General features: G+C 61.8%; 17 protein-coding genes. 9 read left to right on the top strand and 8 right to left on the bottom strand.

Annotation, left to right across the window (positions count from 1 at the left end):
- The first annotated feature begins 32 nt into the window (after positions 1-32).
- The 6 genes from BG83_RS0120440 to BG83_RS0120465 all read left to right on the top strand — a co-directional run bounded on the left by BG83_RS0120440 (position 33) and on the right by BG83_RS0120465 (position 7,466).
- Entirely contained in the window at positions 33-1,622 is a 1,590-nt protein-coding gene (locus BG83_RS0120440) for a sugar ABC transporter ATP-binding protein (protein ID WP_024978459.1), read from the top strand.
- Positions 1,619-2,668, top strand: a complete 1,050-nt coding sequence (locus tag BG83_RS0120445) for an ABC transporter permease (protein ID WP_024978460.1) — start codon at positions 1,619-1,621, stop codon at positions 2,666-2,668. Before BG83_RS0120440 ends, BG83_RS0120445 begins: the two co-directional genes overlap by 4 nt.
- The gene (yjfF, locus tag BG83_RS0120450) at positions 2,665-3,738 is read left to right on the top strand and encodes a galactofuranose ABC transporter, permease protein YjfF (RefSeq protein WP_024978461.1); all 1,074 of its coding nucleotides are present in this window, start codon (positions 2,665-2,667) and stop codon (positions 3,736-3,738) included. Before BG83_RS0120445 ends, yjfF begins: the two co-directional genes overlap by 4 nt.
- 224 nt (positions 3,739-3,962) lie before the next feature.
- A complete protein-coding gene (locus tag BG83_RS0120455; protein ID WP_024978462.1) occupies positions 3,963-5,537 on the top strand; it encodes a methyl-accepting chemotaxis protein in 1,575 nt (524 codons plus the stop codon).
- A 109-nt stretch (positions 5,538-5,646) separates the two neighbouring features.
- The gene (locus tag BG83_RS0120460) at positions 5,647-6,621 is read left to right on the top strand and encodes a helix-turn-helix domain-containing GNAT family N-acetyltransferase (RefSeq protein ID WP_024978463.1); all 975 of its coding nucleotides are present in this window, start codon (positions 5,647-5,649) and stop codon (positions 6,619-6,621) included.
- A 35-nt stretch (positions 6,622-6,656) separates the two neighbouring features.
- Complete coding sequence (locus tag BG83_RS0120465) at positions 6,657-7,466, top strand: arylamine N-acetyltransferase family protein (RefSeq protein ID WP_024978464.1); 810 nt, start codon at positions 6,657-6,659, stop codon at positions 7,464-7,466.
- A 173-nt stretch (positions 7,467-7,639) separates the two neighbouring features.
- On the opposite strand, the gene BG83_RS0120470 is transcribed toward BG83_RS0120465, so the two are convergent.
- The 4 genes from BG83_RS0120470 to BG83_RS0120485 form a co-directional block, all read right to left on the bottom strand.
- Positions 7,640-7,918 carry a hypothetical protein gene (locus BG83_RS0120470; RefSeq protein WP_024978465.1) on the bottom strand — a complete coding sequence of 93 codons (279 nt, stop codon included), beginning with the start codon at positions 7,916-7,918 and terminating at the stop codon, positions 7,640-7,642.
- Between the two features lie 890 nt (positions 7,919-8,808).
- On the bottom strand, positions 8,809-10,935 hold the full coding sequence (locus BG83_RS0120475; RefSeq protein ID WP_024978466.1) for a hypothetical protein: 2,127 nt from the start codon (positions 10,933-10,935) through the stop codon (positions 8,809-8,811).
- 367 nt (positions 10,936-11,302) lie between these two features.
- Positions 11,303-12,331 carry a dienelactone hydrolase family protein gene (locus BG83_RS0120480; RefSeq protein WP_024978467.1) on the bottom strand — a complete coding sequence of 343 codons (1,029 nt, stop codon included), beginning with the start codon at positions 12,329-12,331 and terminating at the stop codon, positions 11,303-11,305.
- Between the two features lie 193 nt (positions 12,332-12,524).
- Positions 12,525-12,863, bottom strand: a complete 339-nt coding sequence (locus BG83_RS0120485; RefSeq protein ID WP_024978468.1) for a hypothetical protein — start codon at positions 12,861-12,863, stop codon at positions 12,525-12,527.
- Between the two features lie 174 nt (positions 12,864-13,037).
- On the opposite strand from BG83_RS0120485, the gene BG83_RS0120490 reads away from it, so the two are divergent.
- The 3 genes from BG83_RS0120490 (at position 13,038) to BG83_RS0120500 (ending at position 17,744) form a co-directional block, all read left to right on the top strand.
- Positions 13,038-13,451: a hypothetical protein gene (locus tag BG83_RS0120490; protein WP_152543734.1), complete on the top strand. Its 414-nt coding sequence runs from the start codon at positions 13,038-13,040 to the stop codon at positions 13,449-13,451.
- Between the two features lie 5 nt (positions 13,452-13,456).
- The gene (locus tag BG83_RS0120495; protein ID WP_024978470.1) at positions 13,457-13,750 is read left to right on the top strand and encodes a hypothetical protein; all 294 of its coding nucleotides are present in this window, start codon (positions 13,457-13,459) and stop codon (positions 13,748-13,750) included.
- Between the two features lie 85 nt (positions 13,751-13,835).
- The gene (locus tag BG83_RS0120500) at positions 13,836-17,744 is read left to right on the top strand and encodes a DUF4781 domain-containing protein (RefSeq protein ID WP_024978471.1); all 3,909 of its coding nucleotides are present in this window, start codon (positions 13,836-13,838) and stop codon (positions 17,742-17,744) included.
- Positions 17,745-17,854: 110 nt separating this feature from the next.
- Here the strand turns inward: BG83_RS0120500 and BG83_RS0120505 are convergent, their stop codons facing one another.
- The 4 genes from BG83_RS0120505 to BG83_RS28930 all read right to left on the bottom strand — a co-directional run bounded on the left by BG83_RS0120505 (position 17,855) and on the right by BG83_RS28930 (position 19,312).
- Entirely contained in the window at positions 17,855-18,178 is a 324-nt protein-coding gene (locus tag BG83_RS0120505) for a hypothetical protein (RefSeq protein ID WP_024978472.1), read from the bottom strand.
- Between the two features lie 284 nt (positions 18,179-18,462).
- On the bottom strand, positions 18,463-18,675 hold the full coding sequence (locus BG83_RS29900; protein ID WP_024978473.1) for a hypothetical protein: 213 nt from the start codon (positions 18,673-18,675) through the stop codon (positions 18,463-18,465).
- A 68-nt stretch (positions 18,676-18,743) separates the two neighbouring features.
- Positions 18,744-18,998: a hypothetical protein gene (locus tag BG83_RS0120515; protein WP_024978474.1), complete on the bottom strand. Its 255-nt coding sequence runs from the start codon at positions 18,996-18,998 to the stop codon at positions 18,744-18,746.
- Between the two features lie 83 nt (positions 18,999-19,081).
- Positions 19,082-19,312: an isochorismatase gene (locus BG83_RS28930; RefSeq protein WP_080693703.1), complete on the bottom strand. Its 231-nt coding sequence runs from the start codon at positions 19,310-19,312 to the stop codon at positions 19,082-19,084.
- Positions 19,313-20,005 lie beyond the last annotated feature (693 nt).

Below are 20,005 nucleotides of genomic sequence, written 5' to 3' on the forward strand. Positions count from 1 at the left end.
TTGCGGGCATGCACCATCAACAGGTGACATCCATGTCGGATCACGTTGATCATGCCGCCGCGTCAGATGCCCGTGGCGCGTTGCTGCACATGCGCGGCATCTCCAAGAACTTTCCTGGCGTGCAGGCGCTGGCCGGGGTCGATTTCCGCTTGTTTCCCGGTGAAGTGCATGCCTTGATGGGGCAGAACGGCGCCGGCAAATCGACGCTCATCAAGGTGTTGACCGGGGTGGAAGCGCCCGATGCGGGCGAGATCCTGCTCGGCGGTCAGCCCATCGCTCCGGGCTCGCCGCTGGAGGCGCAGAAGCTCGGTATCAGCACGGTGTATCAAGAGGTCAATCTCTGCCCGAACCTGACCGTGGCCGAGAACATCCACATCGGCCGCTTTCCCATGCGCATGGGCAGCATCGACTGGCGCGCCACCAACCGCGCCGCGCAGGCGCTGCTGGCCGATCTGAACATCCACATTGACGTGACGCTGCCGCTGTCGCTCTATCCGGTGGCCATTCAGCAGATGGTGGCGATTGCCCGCGCGCTATCCACCGAAGCCCGCATCCTGATCCTGGACGAACCCACTTCCAGCCTGGACGACGACGAAGTGGCCCGGCTGTTTGCCGCCATCCGCACGCTCAAGGCACGCGGCATGGCCGTGCTGTTCGTCACGCATTTTCTGGAGCAGACCTACGCGATTGCCGACCGCATTACCGTGCTGCGCAACGGCCGGCTGGAAGGCGAATACGCTGCGCGCGATCTGCCGCAGCTGCAATTGATCAACAAGATGGTCGGGCGCGACATTGATGCAAGCCGCTTCGAGCGCACCGAGGTGCCGCCGGTGGATGACACTGCGCCAGCATTCCTGAGCGCGCGCGGCATGGGCCGCCGTGGCGTCGTGCAGCCGCTCGATCTGGACGTGCGCCCCGGGCAGGTGCTGGGCCTGGGCGGCCTGCTGGGCTCGGGCCGCACCGAGACCGCGCGCCTTCTGTTTGGCGTGGATCGCAACGATGCGGGCTCGATCAACGTGCAGGGCCAGTCGCATCAGTTCAGCTCCCCGCGTGACGCCATCCGTCAGGGCATCGGCTTCTGCCCGGAAGACCGCAAGACCGAGGGCATCATTGCCGAGCTGTCGATTCGCGAGAACATCATCCTCGCGCTGCAGGCCAAGCGTGGGCTGTTCCGCTATCTGCCCAAGAAGCGCCAGCGCGAGATTGCCGACCAGTACATCGCTCAGCTTGGCATCAAGACGCCCGACGCTGAAAAGCCTATCGGCCAACTCTCGGGCGGCAACCAGCAGAAAGCCGTGCTCGCACGCTGGCTGGCGACCGACCCGGCCATGCTGATCCTGGATGAGCCCACGCGCGGCATCGACATTGCCGCCAAGCTCGACATCATGGACCTGGTGACCGCGCAGTGCCGCAAGGGCATGGCCATCCTGTTCATCTCCAGCGAGCTGCCGGAAGTGCTGCGTGTGAGCCACCGGCTGGCGATCCTGCGCGATCGCAAGAAGGTGGGCGAGCTTGCCGGCGCCGATGTGACGGAAGACAACCTGTGCCACGTGATTGCCGGCGGCGACGTGCCCGCCAGCCAGTCCACCACCCAGTCCACCACCACCGGAGGCGCCGCATGAACCCCGCCAGCCTGCGTGCGCTCACCGGCCACCGATTGTTCTGGCCGTGCGTGACGCTACTCCTGCTGTGTCTGCTCAACGCGTGGTTCAACCCGCATTTCTTTCACCTCGACATTCGCGGCGGGCATCTGTACGGCAGCCTGATCGACATCCTCAACCGTGCCGCGCCGCTGATGCTCATATCCCTGGGCATGACGCTGGTGATTGCCGTGGGCGGCATCGATATTTCAGTGGGCGCGGTGGTGGCCATTTCCGGCGCCATTGCCGCATCGCTCATCGGCGGCACGCTGGTGGTGCAGAACGGCTTGCCTGTGTATGTAACCAAGGTGCCGCTGCTTCTGGCGCTGCTGGCTGCCGTGGGCGCAGCGCTGGTGTGCGGCCTGTGGAATGGCTTGCTGGTGGCAGGTGCAGGCATGCAGCCCATCATTGCCACGCTGATCCTGATGGTGGCGGGGCGCGGCGTGGCGCAGCTCATTACCGGCGGGCAGATCATCACCGTCTACTACGAGCCGTTCTTCTTTGTGGGCAACGGCTATCTGTTCGGGCTGCCGTTTGGGCTGTACATCGCGGCCGCCGTGCTGGGCCTGCTGCTGTTGTTGATGCATCGCACGGCGCTCGGTCTGTTTATCGAGGCAGTCGGCATCAACCCCGTGGCAGCGCGGCTTGCGGGGCTGAACACCAAGGCGCTGCTGTTTGGCATCTACGGATTCTGCGGTGCCATGGCCGGCATTGCGGGGCTCATCATCTGTTCGAACGTCAAGAGCGCGGACGGCAACAACGCGGGGCTGCTGCTGGAGCTTGACGCCATCCTGGCTGTCACGCTGGGCGGTACCTCGCTGGTGGGCGGCAAGTTCAGCCTGTGGGGCAGCGTGATCGGCGCGCTCATCATCCAGACGCTCACCTATGCGATCTACTCGATGGGCGTGCCGCCCGAGATCAACCTCGTCGTGAAAGCCGTGGTGGTATTTGCCGTGTGCCTGGCGCAATCGGAAGCGTTTCGCAGCATGTTCTTTCAACGCCAAAGCCGTGCAGGAGCGCAGTCATGAGAATCAATCCACGCCGCTTGCCGTTCTACGTCACGCTGTTCCTGTTTGCGCTGCTGTTCGGCTTTGGGTCTGTGACTTACACGGGCTTCTTCAGCGTGCAGGTGTTTCTCAATCTGCTGATCGACAACGCGTTCCTGATGGTCGTTGCCATTGGCATGACGTTCGTCATTCTGTCGGGCGGTATCGACCTGTCTGTGGGGGCGGTGGTGGCGCTTACCACCATGATCTCCGCCGCGCTGGTTGAACATCACGGCTGGTCGATTGGCGTGGTGGTGCCGCTCGTGCTGGCTGTCGGGTGCCTATTCGGCTTGATGATGGGCGTGCTGATCCAGGTGTTCCGCATCCAGCCGTTTATCGTCACGTTGGGCGGCATGTTCCTCGCGCGGGGGCTGTGCTACCTCATCAGCATTGATTCGATCAGCATTACCGACCCGATCTACACCACGCTGTCGCAGTACAAGATCCAGGTGGGTGGCGGCAACTACGTGTCGCCCAGCGTGGTGATTGCGCTGGTGGTGTTTGCCGCTGCGGCGTGGCTCGCGCATTGCAGCCGCTTCGGCCGCACGGTCTATGCGCTTGGCGGCAATGAACGCTCCGCCTTGCTGATGGGCTTGCCGGTGGCGCGCACGCGCATCCTCGTCTATGTGCTCAGCGGCTTCTGCTCGGCACTGGGCGGCGTGCTGGTCACGTTCTACATGCTCTCCGGCTACGGGCTGCATGCACAGGGCATGGAGCTGGACGCCATTGCCGCCACCGTGGTCGGCGGCACGTTGCTCACCGGCGGCGTGGGCCTCATCAGCGGCAGCGTGGTGGGCGTGCTGTTGCTGGGCGTCATCCAGTCGTTGATCACCTTTGACGGCACGCTCAGCTCCTGGTGGGCGCGCATCGCCATTGGGGTGTTGCTGTGCGTGTTCTGCCTCATGCAGCGTTTTCTGGGGCGCGCGCAACGCGGGGTGTCGGTGCCGCCGTCAAGCCCGCACAAGCCTGTGCGGCGCCCGAATGAAACGACCAAGGACACAGCTCCCTCGGCCATCGTCATGCGGTCGCACGCCATGCCGCCGTTCAACTAGGCACGCACGCTCGCGCTGCTCGAAGTCGGCTCGTCGCTCGCGCGGGCCGACCCTCGGATGTCTCCCCTCACGCACTCGAATCGGCAATGCATGCACCGGTGCAGGGCGCGATGTGGGCGCTTGAACTCACGCACTTAAGGTATTTCGCGGCCTACCGATATGCAGATGTAGAACATCCATAAATCCGGGGCACGTGCCTCCGGATAAACAAATCGGGGGAAATCATGCCGTCTATCGTGCATTCGGTGCGCTTCAAGTTGCTCGGGGCGTTTGGTCTGTGTTTGGCGCTGTTGCTGGCCACCGGTGTGTTTGGGGTGCGGGGCCTGATGCGCCTGAACGCCAACATTAACGCCGCATATACCAGCAACACGCTGCCCATCGCGCAGCTTGCCGAGCTTCGGACGGCCCAACTTGATATACGCCTGCAATTGCGTCGCGCGCAGGTCTTCACCGACGATGCCGCGCAAGTTGCAGCGGCCGTGCGCACCATCCGCACGGATCTGGAACAGATCAACGGCGCATGGAAGCAGTACTACCCCGCCAGCGTGACGAGCGAACAAGAACGCGATGTCGCCAGCAAGGTCAACGATGCCCTGCCGCAATTCAACACGGCCACGAACGAAGCGATCGAAGCGCTGCAGGCAGGCCAGCACGACGTAGCCGCGCATATCATCAACCGCCACGCCCGTTCTGGACAAGCCGTGAGCGACCTGCTCGCAAAGGACATTGCCATCAACCTGCAGCAGGCCAAACTGTCCGTCGATGACAGCGAAGCCACCTACCACTCCATCTTCAGCATGGCGGTTGCGCTGGTGTGCGCTGGGTTTGCGGTGGGCGTGGGCATGTGCTGGTATCTGCTGCGCGCGATCTCTCGCCCGCTCAGCCGCGCGGTGGACGTTGCCAATCACATTGCCGGCGGGCGGTTGGAGAACAACATCGTGATCGACACGCAGGGCGAGTTTGGTGAGCTGCTGGCCGCACTGCGCTCAATGGATCGACAGTTGACCGAGACGGTGCGCGGCATCAAGGTATCGGCCGAATCCGTGACGGTGGCATCCAAGGAAATTGCAGCCGGCAACATTGATCTGTCTGCCCGCACCGAACAGCAGGCCGCATCGCTGGAGGAAACCGCGTCGAGCATGACGCAGTTGACCGAGACCGTGAAACAGAATGCCGAGAACGCCGCCCAGGCCGACAGCCTGGCCGCCAGCGCCAGCACCATCGCGCAGGCAGGCAACGAGGCCGTGCGAGCCATGGTCGGCACGATCGACCAGATCAGTACCAGCTCGGGCAAGATTTCCGAGATCACGGGGCTGATCGAAGGCATCGCCTTCCAGACCAACATCCTCGCGTTGAATGCCGCAGTGGAAGCGGCGCGCGCTGGCGAGCAGGGCAGGGGCTTTGCCGTCGTTGCAAGCGAGGTGCGCACGCTTGCGCAACGCTCCGCCTCTGCTGCCAAGGAGATCAAGGGGCTGATTGGCGACTCCGTTGCCGTGGTGCAGGCGGGTTCGCAACAGGCCGCTGCGGTGGGCGAGACCATGAGCGAAGTGAAGGATGCCATCCGCCGCGTGTCGGAGATCGTGGCCGAGATTGCCGCCGCCTCTGCCGAGCAAAGCCGAGGCATCGAGCAGGTCAACCAGGCCGTCACGCAGATGGATGAAGTCACCCAGCAGAACGCCGCGTTGGTCGAGCAGGCCGCAGCGGCAGCGCAATCGCTGGAAGAACAGGCGACGACGCTGCGCCGCGCGGTGTCGGTATTCCGTCTGTCGGATGGAGCCGGTCGGCCCGCGTTTGCCTGAGCACCTGCGGCAGGCGCCTTAGGCGCTGCCCGCCACGGTACCGTCGGGCCTTGAAAAGGTTGTTTCGTGCAACTATATTGGTTGCGCGAAACAACTATTCGAGGCCGATATGGACTTCGTTGAAGCCCCCACGCAATCACGCGAGCAGACTATCCGCGAACTGCGGGAGATCTCGCGCAAGCTCGTTCGCGAATTAGGCTTCATGCGCAACACGCTGGCCGAGAGCGACCTGCCGCCGTCCGCGGTGCACGCGGTCCTGGAGATTGCCGGTACGCCCGGCATCCAGGCGCGCGACCTGGCCGAGCGTCTGCGGTTGGACAAGTCCAGCACCAGCCGCCAGGTCACCCGGCTGGAATCTGCCGGGCTGGTCGAACGCCGCACCTGCGCCGACGACGCCCGATCTTCCGAGCTGCACCTCACCAAAGACGGCCAGCAACTGCGGCGCAAGATCGACGCCTTTGCTTCCGGCCAAGTCTCCAATGCGCTGCGACACCTGACCCCGGCAGACCAGCAACGACTGGTCACATCGCTGTCGCAATACGTCAGCGCGCTGGCCGATGACAACGACCACAAGCCCGCGCAAGCGCCCGCCGATGCCGGCCCCCAGATCGTGCAAGGCTACGTGCCCGGCTGCATTGGCGACATCGCCAGCCTGCACGGCCGGTTCTACGCACAGCACTGGGGCTTCGGCGTGTTCTTCGAGCGCCGCGTCGCCAAGGAGCTGGCCGACTTTGCGCAATCCCTGCCCGACGCCAACAAGGCACTCTGGCTGTGCGTGGAAAACGGCCGCAGCCTTGCATCGCTCGCCATTGACGGCAACCCGGACACGCGCGTTGCACACCTGCGCTGGTTCATCGTGGATGATTCACTGCGGGGCACCGGCATTGGTCGTAAGCTCATGTCGCAAGCCATGCGCTTTGTCGACGAGCGCTTTGACGAGACCTACCTCAACACCTTCAAGGGCCTGGATGCCGCCCGCCACCTCTACGAATCGTTCGGCTTTCAACTCACGCAGGAAGAAGCCGGCACGCAGTGGGGCAGCACCGTAACCGAACAGCAATTCCGACGCCGCAAACAGGGCTGACGTTGCGTCGCCCCCGGCGCACAAGGAGACAGCACGTGACATCGCAACTCAATCTGGATGCCTACTTCAACCGCATCCAGTGGGGCAGCAGCACCCGCCCCAGCTACGACACGCTCGCGCAGTTGGTGGGTGCGCACATGCGGCACATTCCGTTTGAAAACCTCGACGTGCTGCTCGGGCGCGGCATCCGCATCGACCTGGAAAGCGTGCAGAACAAGCTCGTCCACGCACGCCGCGGCGGCTATTGCTTTGAGCACGCCACGTTGTTTGCCGCCGTGCTGGAGCAGCTTGGCTTTCAGCCCACGCGCCACTCGTCGCGCGTGATCATCCAGACGCCGCGCCCCGAGGCGCCCCGCACCCACATGTTCCTGACGGTGCCGCTGCCCGAGGGCACCTTTGTCATCGATCCGGGTTTCGGCGGGCTGGCGCCCCGCGTGCCTGTGCCGCTGGACGGCACGCAGGCCAACATCGATGGCGAACTGCACTGGATGGCGCGTGATGAAGACCGCTGGATACTCCGCGCCCAGGTGCGCAGCGACACGCCCGTCGACGCCTGGGTCACCACGATGGAGCAGGACTACCCGATCGATTTCGAAATGGCGAATCACTACACGAGCACGTATCCGGCGTCGCCGTTCATGAACCGCATCCTGATGCGGTCGTTGACGGACGAAGGGCGCGTGACGGTGATGAACCGGGACGCCACGATCTGGCGAGGGAATACGCCGCACAGGTTTGAATTGGAAGACCGGCGCGCGTTGCGGGAGCTGTTGGCCGAGCACTTTGGGATTGATTTGCCCGAGGTGGAGGGGATGCGGGTGCCGGGAGTGGAGGGGTGGGATTGAAACTGCATTGGCATCCGGATTTCCCGCCGCAGTGATGGTTTGTTGGTGTCTGACGCCAACCGCCTAAGGGGCTACCGCTGCCCATGAAAAAGTACGGTCAGTTCAACACATAACGAGAGTCGGTCTCTGCAAGCGTCCCCGCCCGTCTCGGGTTCGCTTTTACTGCTGTTTTTTTATTTCAGCTTGTTCGCACGTGCCAGCACATGCAGGACTTCCCACCGGTACAAGTCCACTGTTACGCCATCCAGCGAGGTCAGCATGAAGGCACCAATCGCATCGAGAAACCCGGCCTGGTATTCAACGGCCTTGTCTTTGACCTGAAGCTGGTATTCCAAGCGCAAAGTCTTGGGGCTGAACTGCCGCTGCACCTTCATGTCCATTTGGGCGCGCCGCAGATAATCTCGCGCGCTCAGGGCGCCTTGTGCATACAGGAGATTGTCTTCAAGGCTCATCGGGCACCTCCGGACGGAGGACGTTGCGCGATGCTGGTGAAGTGACAGATTGCGGGGCGATGCCCGCGTGGGATGGGTACAGCTTGGATCGGTTGCTCCATTGTCTTGCCCTCTGGTTGAGTGAGGAGCCGCCCACCGGGAGGGGTGGGCGGGCACACGGCAAGGTCTGCAATACCGATCAAGACAAATCCAAAAATCGGCAGGGCCGAAGCCCTCCCTGCCGGGCCCGCCCATATAGGCGAACGACGGCACGCAAGGGCCTAACGGCACTCGCGGATTTGTCTTGAATTCGGGATTGCAGTCCCGGCTGCGCTTGGTTTGCGCGAGCGGGAGTGAGTTTATGGGCGGCGAGCGGCGGCGGCAAGTTGCGGTTTGTCGCGGCGGCCAAATCAAAGCGCATCCGCGGAGCCCAAAACGCCGCGCGCCGGGTTCCAGACTCGGGGCGCCGGGTTCCGAACCGCAAACGCCGAGCAAAAAGCCCCACACGCCGGGCTCCGAGCCTCAACGGTCGAGTCCAGAACCCCAATCGCCGAGATCAGACCCTCGGCCGTGCTCAAAAAAGCAGCATGTGTTGCTGAAAAAAGCAGCAAGCGCGAGGCAAAAAGTGTCGTGCGCCGAGTTCAGAGCCTCACGCGCGGAGTTCAGAGCGCGGTGCGTCGAGGTAAAAGGTCCGACCCATTGCTGCAAAAAGCAGCACGCGCGAAGCAAAAAGCCCCACGGTTGGGGCTTGGAGGGCGGCAAGCGGGGGTTGAGGGGCGGCAGTCGGGGGTTTAAGCCTCAAGGCGAAAAAAAGGCGTGCCGTCTGGCACGCCCATCGTGATCGATCCGCCGGGTTCCGCACGGCGTTTTGGCAGCGTGCGGACCGGCCGGATTGCGCGTTGCCTTTGCGCTTAGTTGTACGTGTACACCATGCTCTTGAGGCTGTTGTCGAGCATGCGGTAGTTGAACAGCACAGAACGCGTGCCCGAGCTGGTCAGCGCCGGCACCTGCTGCGAGGGCAGGTTGATGACCGCCGACGTTGCGCCCCTTGCCACGTTGGTTGACGCGCTGTAAGTGCCCTTCAGATCCACCGTGACAGCAGCACTGCCAATCTGCTGGGCCGACGGGTTCTGCGCCCAATCGACCACCATCGAAGACAGCGCGCCGTTGGTGGCGCTGTTGGACGGGTTCAGATCCGCCAGCGTCTGGCTGCCTGCGGTATTCCACGGCAGGTTCACGGCCTGGGTGGCTTGCACCAGATCCGTCAGCAGCGTCTTGTGATAGACGCGGTCGGGCGTGGTTTGAGAGCCGTAGAACAGTTCGACCTGATACCGCGCGTTCTTCACGACAGGGTTCGGATCAAGGCTGTCCGACGCCTGCGCCCAGATCGGATTGCTGAAGTCGCTACGCGGTGCCGCCAGTGTGGTCGCCGCGGAGCCAGTCAGGCCGACCGTGCGCGCGAACCAGAAGTTCGGACAGTTGTAGGTGGCCGTACCGCCGTTGCTGCAACGGGTGGTGGCCGGAACCGTACCGAACTTGTTGCTCACATCCATGTACACCTGGGTCGGCTCGTTGCTGTCGCCCGTGGGGGCGATGTAGACGAGACCGCTGGTGGGCAGGCCTGGCCCCGTGATACGCGCAAAGCTCAGGCTGCCGTTGTTATTGACGCTGCCCGGGCCCTTGGCGTTGATCCAGAACTGGATGCCCGTCTGGAAGTGGCTGTAGCTGTTGCTATTGGCGCTGGTGCCCGCAAAGGTCGGGTTGACCTGCTCAACCCGGCGAACCTGCAGACGGTCGCTGACTTCCACCGGTTGCTGATTGCCCACGACCCACCAGTTGGACGGATGCGCAGCCGATGTGCCCGACGCGACGTAGCGCGCCAGCACGATGATGTTGCCGGGGTTGCCGCTGGCGTCCAGGTACTTGGTGTTCAGGATGGCCGTGTCGTACGTGGGGGACGACGGCGAGCCTGCCGGATAGAACGCCATGACTTCCGGCACGCTGAATTTGGCGCCGGTCATGCTGTCGCTCATCAGGTAGCCGAAGAACAACTGTCCGAACGCGTAGCCGTTGTGCAGGAAGGCGATGCCGCCGGCGTTGCTCGTGTCCGATGCAATGTTCTGGCAGGCCGTCGCCAGCGCCGTCACCTTCGGGCCGCCTTGCGAAGCGGGCGGCGTGAAGTCGGTCCCCAGTACGCGCTGCGAGGCCGGCAGCGCAAAGCAGGCGGTCAGCGCATTTGCCAGGGCTTGCGCGCCCTGCGGCAGGCTCGAAACGTTCGGAGCAGGCGCCGGCAGCGCCGAGCCGCCGGTCGTGGCAGTGGCCAGCGGCACGGGCGTGCCGTCCACCGTACCCAGTCGCAGTTGGCCTGTGACCGGGTCCTTCGACACCGTCACCACATCCAGAATCTGGTCGGCCGTGTTGCCAACGCCGGACGACGTGGCAGCGGAAATGCTGGTGGCAAACGGGTCATAGTTGGCCGGCGCACCGATGGCGCTCAGCACCGACGACAGTTGCGCCACGACATTCGCGGTAACGGCCTTGAGGGCGTTCGCATCCACCGTCTTCGCATTGACCAGCGTCAGCGGATTTCCGTCCGGCGCCAGTTGCGCCAGGATGGCGGTCGTCAGCGGGGTGGCATTGAGCGTGAGCGGCGTGCCGGCCGGCGGGGTGGTCGTGGTCACGCTGACCAGTGGCGCGGTGTTGCCGGTCGGGTCGGTCACGACCACGAAGAACGGCGCCGTCTCGCCAGATTTGAGCGTGCAGGTGTACGAGCCAAGAGCGCTGGTGGTGATTGCGGTTTCAACGCACGGCGAGTTCCCCGTGCTGTCGGTCACGACAACGTTAGCGTTGGCAAGCGCGCTACCGGTGGCAGCGGTGCCGGTCAGGGTCGCGGCTGCGGGCGTGGCGGTGCTTGTGCCACCCGATGTGGAGCCATCCGAGCCTCCGCCGCAACCGGCAACCAGCGTGACTGCGGCCAATGCAATAGCCGTCGCAGCGGAACTCAATTGCCAGATACTCTTGGCGTACCTTGCTTTCATCAAAAACCCCCCTGTTTTGTTTTTTCAAGACGTTGCGCAAATAACCGTTCTCGATAAAAAGAAGCGCGTTATGCAGCAACCTCTGTATGCGCGCGGGCGAATGCACTGGCGCAAGCGGATGCTAAGAAAAAACCTGGGGGGAATCTATCCCTACATCGTGGGATAACCGTTTGGTTAGGTTGCCGTCTCGCATATTTAATATGCGTGAAACAAGCGGCCTGCATGGCGCGGTTGCCTTAACTTCGAACCTCGTCAAATCGTCCGCCAACAAGTTGTTCATGGGGACTGCCGCACCAGTTAATGGCGAATCAGGCTTACCGGGAATATTTGTGAAAAGCGGGCGTTTGCCTACGGTGCGGAACGTCGCTTATTTCGGAGAGAGCCCGAGCGCCTTGACGAAGCGGTCGATATGAACAGACCAGAGCTTGCCCCCGTAGTACATCAGAAGGTGGCCGTCGCGCCCTGGTAATTCGGCAGCATGGATGAATTCTGCTGGGCTTCCTCCGGCGGCGAAGGCGCGGTACCACTCATTGGGAGCGTCAGGGCCCCAGTACTGATCGTTCTTGGCGTAAAGCCACAAGCCGGGGATCTTTGCAGTCTTGCCGAGTTCGCCCATGACTTCGCGTAGTTGTTCTTGGTCGCAACTATGACCAGGCGCGCGGTCGGGCCAACCAGCAGCGCCCCCCGCAAAGTTGATGTACCCGATAACGCCTGGCGGTTGGGCCGCTACGGTGGCGATCGTGGCAAAACCGCCCGCGGATTGACCCTCCAGAATAATCCGGTCTTTATCTACCCAAGGTTGCGCACGCGTCCATGTCAATGCTGTCAGGGTGATGTCTCGCGTGACCTTCACCAAGTGGGGGAAGTCTGGCTTGCTGGTGCAAACGCCCGTGGCATTGATGAAGGCTCCGGAGGCTTCCTGGTCTGGGCCTCCAGTCGCGCCATACCCGACACGAATCGGAGCAACGACGGCGATGCCCTTGGCCAGCCAATATCGTACGTGCCCTTTCGGGATCGGGTATTTCAAATTGGCGCGATCTAAACGGTCCGCCGCGCGGCCATGAGAGAAGATCAATGTCGGGAATGGACCGTTACCCGCAGGTTTGTAGACTTCGGCGCGCATATCGATGTCACCGCCAAACGTGCCGGCACCGGGAACCGTAATGGAGACGATCTCCGGTTCACTGGACCCTGAGATCGATGCGGTGGTTTGTGAGAGAGCTTCGGCTGCCTTAACGGGAATACTGAAGAACAAGCCATGCCCAATCAGTGTGGCTAAAAAACCAGCGACCAGAAAGACCTTGCTCACAATGGGCGGTTTGCCCGCTTCGCTCTTCAGCGAGGCAACCGAACGGCGATTGGGCAGTTGCTTCTTCGATACGTGAGTAATGGGCATGGATGCGGCGGAATGTCGATCGGCGCAATGGGCTTTGCAGCGGCGCTTATACATAGCAGAAGGAACGCGCTATGTGGGCGGCCATATTTTCTCCGCTCGCGTGAAGGAAAGCCCTCCATCTTCTTGCCTACCCCGGCCGCACTCGCGTTGTGCCAACAGGGCCAATCGATGCAATTCCGTCAATCCCCTCCGGCTAGCGACTGTTTTGCGTAGCGCTGCGAATTGCTCGAATTCGCTCCGCCTGCCATGCCGCCAACGCAGTGCCCGCTTCGGCTTCCTCCTCCTTGGTCGCCTTCCGGGTTTTATAGGGCGACAAACTGGCAGACAAAATCGGCGCGCCGTTATGTATGTCCTGCGCGAGCCAGCTCAAATAATCCCGACCCTCATCGCGATACCGTTGAACTTCCGCCGTGGTCAGCCGAATCATGAAGCTGTAGCCGACCGCCCCATGGTTGCAATTGGCATCGAGATACAGCTTGCCATCCGCTTCAAATAAAAACCAGCTCTGCGGTTCGTGGTCCAGCACCTGCATCAACGCCTCCGAGCGCGTAGTTGATTGTGTGAGTGGTTGCGTGTGCGTGCGATTGCTCGGCATGCCATGGCGCATGTGCGGGCTTCGCACATGCGATCGCACTTTCGCATGATCGTGCTGGACGCTGCAATTGGCCGCCTAGCATGCAAGCGTTATTGACCATTGCTGCCCGCCATGCCAATTCCATCGAAGATCAGCGGACCGAGCGTCCAGACACACATCAGTAGCACCGACGCGCCAGGCTCGTCGCCGATCAAGCCGCCGCAACCTCAGGCGCCTCAGCGCACGGCACGTACGTCGCAAGGGGAACTCGGGGCGCTGTCTGCGCGCGGCTCGAAGCGCCCACGCGAGTCGAGTGGTGATGATGCTGCTGCACAGCCCCAAGCCAAGCAACGCCGCGCGGATCTGCCCCGCTCGGAACTCCCTCGCGCACACGGCGACGCAGACTCGCGCATGGAGCGCATCATGCAGATGCAGGCCGAGACCATGATCCGCAGTGCGGAGCTGCAGAACGTGCTGAACCGCGCCAACGCGCAAGCCAAGCTGATGGAAGAGGGCAGCAAGGCTGCCAAGGATCTGATCAATTAGCGTCGATGCGCCAGCTGGACGTGGCATTCACGGAATCTGCACTGGCCCCGGTGCATCACTGCCACGTACCAGAACGATTGCCGCTGCCTCGCTGCGGCGGTGATCTGAAGCACAGCATCGTGGTTGCCGGCGTGGTGCAAGTGATTCACGCCGTGCAGTCGGTGATGCACTTGCTGCGTGACCATCTGCTCAACGCAAAGGTCGTGGCGATGAAAGCCCGGCACATATGTGAGGTGCAGCGCGCACCAGGTGACGGTATCGCTTCCTGGCCAGAGAAGAACTACGCGTTTTCCCAGTAGTAGCCCCCCGCCCATCTGGCCAAGATTGCCGCGTATTTTCGTCGTTGCAATTGCCTTCGCGAACTGTGCGGTACGGGAGAACGCTATGCCTGCTTTTGTCGAGACCAACGGGCGACTCGTGTACTACCGGCCCCAGTTGTATCCGCTTCCTCCGTCTCCCCTGCAACGGCAGGCAGTGGCGGACGCCAAGGCAAAGACCGACCAAGACATCACCACAGTCCGTTCGGACATCAACGGCGCTAGTGGTGCTTCTGCGGATGGCACATCGCTCGACACATCGCTGCCCAATCTCATGGCCGCCGTGGAGAACGAACTGCGGCTCAATGCGGATCTGGCGCCCCCGGGTGGCGAGACGAAAGCCATCGAGGATGCCGCTGCGGCGATCAAGCAGCGCGCGCCCGATGCAAAGTGGCTCGGGGAAGTCGTTGACGACGCGAAGAACGGTGTTGAGCAGCAGGACGCGAGCCAGCGCAATGCAGCGGAAAAGCGGGATGCGGTGCTGGATGCGCAAGACAGCTTGCAGTCTGCGTTGGCGGTCAAGGTCACCAATCGCACGATCGCAGAGGAAAAGCAGGCCAGCGTTTCTGACGCGCAAAGCAAGCTCGATCAGGCGGTCAAGAACTTCAAGGATGCCCTCGGCACGGAGCTGAGCGAGTACGAGAAGTTTGGCACTGTCGACGACCTCAAGGCCGCCAACGATGCCGTTTCGCAGCTGTCTGCCGCACACCCGGAATGGGACACCGCCAGCCTGGATATGGCCCGTGTGATTGCCGTCCGGCATGCCATTCAGTACCAGGTTGACCATATCAACCCGAATGACCCGAAGCTTTCGCCGGACCTGCAGGCCGTAGCGAAAAACGATCCCGTGACGTTTGCGTGCGAGCAGTTGCTGGCCCCATACAAGAACGACAAAGATGCGTTCGGCATCGCAGAGTTCGTCGGCAGCGTGAGCTTTGACGTGCGCGTGAACAACACCAAGACGCTGGTCGATCAAAGGATGAGCGCTGGGGATGCAAACGGTGCGCTGAAGGCCTTGTCGATCAACATGAACGCGGTGTCGTTCTCGCAGACAAGCCCGGAGGCGCGCCAGGAACTGTTCCAACAAGCCGGCGAAAAATACTTTGGCGCGAACAGCGCTTACTTCAATCAACAGATCGGCAACTTAACCTCGGTATACAGGTACAACCCCGACGATTCGGATGCCACACAGCGCCTCGCTTACGACGACACGGTCAAGCTGGACGCGGTGGGTCAATGGATGAAGGCGCTCGCCAAGGATGCGCCACCTGAAGTTGCGGCCAACTTGCTGCAGACCGTTGAAGGGCGCTTTAACGATAACGGCTACTGGTTCCAAAACAATGCTGGCCAACTTCGCACGGGCATCGCGCACGGCACGGATTTCTACGGCGGGTTGAGCTTGACGGCACTTGCGGCGGACACACCGAGCTTTCGTGACACACAGCCATCCACCGCGCATGCACAACAGGTTGCGGATTGGCTGACCAGCAACCGACAAGCAAACGCTTACCTCGACACACTTGGGGCGTCGGGGTCAGTCAGCGGCAGCTCCGACTGGGCACCCATCACCAACGCAGTCGGTGATACACAAGCCACCAGCCTGACCACTGCGCTGCTCGCGCACCGCGCTGCCTTGCCCGAGGCGGATGCCTTTCAGCACGCGTTTGATCTTGGCAAGCAGACCGTCCAGAAGAAGCAGGCCGCCGCCGACTACGACGCGTTCCAATCGAATGTCGACGCCGGCCTGACAAGCATTTTCGGACAGATGAGCATGGCCACCTTTGGTCGTGACACGCCCATCTTCGACGGCAAGAGCCATGTCTTCAACGCCCCGGGCGCAGACGCGCAACTTGGCAATTTCATCGGCGCGTCACTGATGGTGCAGGCCGATAACAGCGCCGCGCAAGACAGCGGCGACATCAACACTGCATGGTTCACCAACAAGAACAGCACCAAGATCATCGACGAAGTGCGCAAGGCAATCCGTGAAGCAGGCGGTACCGACGGTACCGTCACGGCGATTCCGATTGCGTACGTCGACAAAAGCACTGGTGTCGCGCCGACCGCGCTGTTCAAGGTAGTCAACAAGCAGAGCGGCAAGATCACCTACGTCGATGATCGCGGCACGCAGTATGACGACATCAAAGATTTCCGGCATAACAATGCCCTGGCCGATGGCGGCACCATTTACGTGCCGAACGATGCGAACGGCGCGCTGACGCTCAATGCCAAAGGTGTTCCCGATGTCGCCCATCTGAGCGCGCATGTCACCACGGGTTGGCAGCGTGTCAGGCATGGGCTCGACTTCGTCTTTGGTGTCGCGACCATCTCAGCCGGTGTTGTGTTGGTGGCGGGCACAGGTGGCGCTGCAACGCCCATCGCCGGCGGCGTGATGGCAGCCGGGGCCGGGTGGGCAATCGGTGAATCGGTCGACCGTTTGACGACGCTGTCTGAGCACGGTCGCTCCATCTCGCCATTCGATCCGGAGGCGCGCGCAGACTGGCTCACCATTGCCGTCTCCGTGGCCGGCGAGGGCAGCTTGGCGGCCGGCGGTGTCAGAAGCATTGCCGGGTCAGCCGAGGCAGCCGGCGGCTTACGGGGCATGACGCCGTTGATCGTGAACAGCAATGCCTTCCGGGTCGGCGCCAAGGGCGCTGACCTGACGGCGGGCCTGGGCGGCGCCTTCATGACAGGCGATCAAGCCCTCACGTTGATGAAATACGGCGACAAGATGTCAGGTGAGGCGAAAGCCGAGGCGGTGCTCCTTCTCGGTCTGGGTCTGGGCGGCGCGGGCTTGGCTGTGCGCGGTGGTGGAATGACAGGCACGACCAGCGGAGGTGAGTTTGACCCCGCCGTCGGCGCAAGGCTTCCATCGGAATCGACGGACGCCGCCGATGCGTCGACCTCCAGCCCCTCCCGGCAGGAGCTTCTGGAGCAGGCGTCCACGGCTATGCGCAACTTCATCAGCGGCGCAGGCGCTCGCATTGGTGGGGCACCCGATCCGGCCATCGATCAGATCAGCAGCGATGGCATCGTGCTGCGCCCTGGCAATGCGTTGGGCCAGCTCTCGCGCTATGCCGGACTGGACGACGGAACACGAGCGTTCTCACTGGACCGTTCAGCAGAAGGCAAGCAAGGGAGCCAACCGCCTTCACTCGACTTTGTCCTGCGCTTGGACGATAAAACCCAGCGTGAACTCCCCGGCATCGTAGACATCGTGGACGACAACGTCGAACTTGGTCCTGATGAAACAGGCAAATCGGCAACCGAAGCACTGAGGCGCGGCAAGTATCAACGCGTTTTCACGTTGGATAGTCTGGTGGCGCATGCCGATGTGCTTTCTGACATGCGCCACGCCTTGCTCAATGATTACCGTCCCGACGCGATCATCGGTTTGGAGCGCGGCGGCGCGTTTGTCGCCGACACCGTCACGACGGGGTCACCCGACCTGGCATCTCGCGTGGTCAAGGTACAAAAAGTCAAAGCAGGCGATGTAGCTGCGGCCGGGCTGAGCGGGTCGAGCGACGACCCGACCACGCCCGCCAATATGATCGCAATGAAGCAGGCGGTCGAGGACCAGATTCGGGCGGGAAAGAAGCGCTTCGCCTTCACCGAGGTCTACTTCAGCGGCACCGCAGTCAACACGATCTACAAGTACGTCATCAAGCCGCTTTCAGAGCAGTATCCGGATTGCCAGTTCAAAGGTTTCTGGCTGCACGAGGGGACACCCGACGAAGCGAAGGCCGCCCTCCAGGGCACGGATGGGCTAAGAGAGAACAGCGAAGTCTTCTCGACGCCGTTCATCCTCGGCGAGGATGTGGAGGATGTGCTCAGCTACAACAGCTCACACCCGCTCTTCATTGCCGATGTCAACAACGAAGGCAAGACGTTGAACATGGATGTGTTGAGACCGAACCCAGGGGAAACAACGCGGGAATTGCTGATTCGGATTCTGAGGGAATCTGGGAAAGGGTGATTTGATGTCGGCGCCGTGGCGTGCAAAAACTCGAGTGAGCCGTTATGCACCATTCGGCGCTGAGCTGCTCGACCGGCCAACACGCTCAGGTTTCGAAGGCTGTCACCCACTTACGCTTGCCACACAGCATATCCTTCCTCGCGCAATCCGATCGCCAGCTCCACCTCCATCTCCCGAGCGGCCTCGTAAGGCATCGGGTTGAAGCACTCATACAGCTCCGGCATCAGACGCAACCCATATTCGCGCACAAACCGGTTCGATTTCAGCCCCGCCTTGTGTTTGTCAAAGCGCACGTCCGGCGACTGACCTGTCATGCCTACATAAACGCAAGGTTTGTCGCCAAAGTAATCCGGATTGGCTTTCACAAAGCGCGCTTCGCCCAGCACTTGCCGCGACAGTTCGACGACGTAGACGTGATGGTGGTGACGTGGCATTGGAGGACTCTTCGGCCACTGCGCAGAGAGGCTCTTGCGCCGCTGTGTGGTCGGAAGATGTTATTCGATATGCGGCGTTGGTTGGGTTCCAGGAATGCGCGAGCGTGGGTTTGGGTCTTTGCTTGGGGCCACTGATACCGGCTGTATTGGCCCATGCCCAGTCGATACGCAACCTTGGAAACGCCGTGGCCTCTGTCCAAAACCTGGGGGACTGCCTCGCCGCCGCCAGGCGTTCCTCAGAGCCTCGGCCAAGACGCCGGAGGCTAGCGAACCAATGAAGGCGCTTACTGTTCCAGCGACCATCCCGGGTTGGGCACGTTTTTCCCTTCCCGATAGGTCCAGTTTGCGCCGCACGTGCGGCATGCAAACGTGCTCACCGTGACGGCCGCTGTCTTGGAGGCTTTGATGCGCTGGGTGTCGGTGATTCGTAAGAAGGCATGGCCTGACGCACCAAGTCGGTGGACTTCAATCGCAAGGCAAGCGCGGCAGAGTGTCATGCCAATTTCTCTCTCAAATAACGTGGGCGCGATGTAGCGCGCGAGTATTCGTCCGCTTCGTCTGCGGTCTAGACGCCAAAGACAGGAGCGCCGTACTTCAACAGCAATTGCTCGATCTGGCTCAGGTCATCGGTGCGCGGTGTTCTGTCTTCTGTCACGCGTGACGGCCCGCCATAGACGGCAGCAACATGTCTGCGCACGGTCAGTACATCATTGGCCGGCGGCGCGACGATGACGGCATCACCAGGTACGTGTCGATAGCTGCCATCTTTCCAGCCCTCGGGCGTCAGATGCAGTTCTTCCCACTCTTCGCTAACAGACATGGTGATTTCCTTCCTGTTGACTGCTGGGTTGCGCTTGCGCTTGCCGCAAGCGGAAAAAAGCCGCGCGGGGCGGCTTGAGCGGTTCAGTTCTTATGATGGGGTGCCAGACGTGCGATGGCTGCTCTTCCTGCAACCCGGGCAGCATTCGTTGCGAGTGCTTCCGTGCCATGTACGTTGTGGCGCATCGAGACGTTGGCGAGGATGCGTTCCGTACCATCCCTGTACTCATTGATGAGATAGGTGGCAAACCAGACGCCGGGTTCTTGTTCAATTGGGTACACGGACACCGTGTACGGGGAGTCGATTTTGTTCAATACACTGCTGGATTTCGGGCGAGAGCTGATGCAGGCGTGGAACGCCTGAGCAAACCAGTTCCTGCTGATGAGCTACGCCACGATGGGTAGGGCCAACGCCTTTGGGTCATGCATACAAATGCACGGCGCAAGCGATTGGCAACGAGGTGACCGTACTTGCGTAGGCTGGCACGCCAAGTACATGCGCGCTGCGTACGGAGCGGATAAACCGCCGGTCAGGTAGGTGATGGGCCGCGTGGCCCAAGATGATTCGGGTGTACGCCCGACGGGTGGCCAGCGCTTGATGAGTCTTCTTGCCAGGCACCCAGCCCGATCGATTCGAAGAACGGGTAAAGGTTGCGCATGGTAACAGCTTCTCGCAATCCCTGCTCTCTGGGCTGCTTCAATGGCTCGCGTTGTGGGTAGCCATGGAATGCCAATGCTCGTCTGTCACAACCAAACGCGGCGGTGTATGGGCAACATGGAGCGGTTGCAAAGCGCGGTCGCATCCACATTCATGGCTTATTTCCGGGCTCATCGCCTTTTTGATTGACAGAACCTTGTGAGCCCGGTACACCTTGCACCGCAGGCTTTTCAAGCAGTTACTCCGAAGTTTTGGGTTGTCACGCTAGGCGATACCTTTTCTCATTGTTCCTTCCTTGATTGTCATGCCTGGTGAGCATGGGCTCGACCAGAACATTTAAGGAATCCAAC

Origin of the sequence: Ralstonia pickettii (assembly GCF_000607165.1) — a bacterium.
GTDB lineage: Bacteria > Pseudomonadota > Gammaproteobacteria > Burkholderiales > Burkholderiaceae > Ralstonia > Ralstonia holmesii.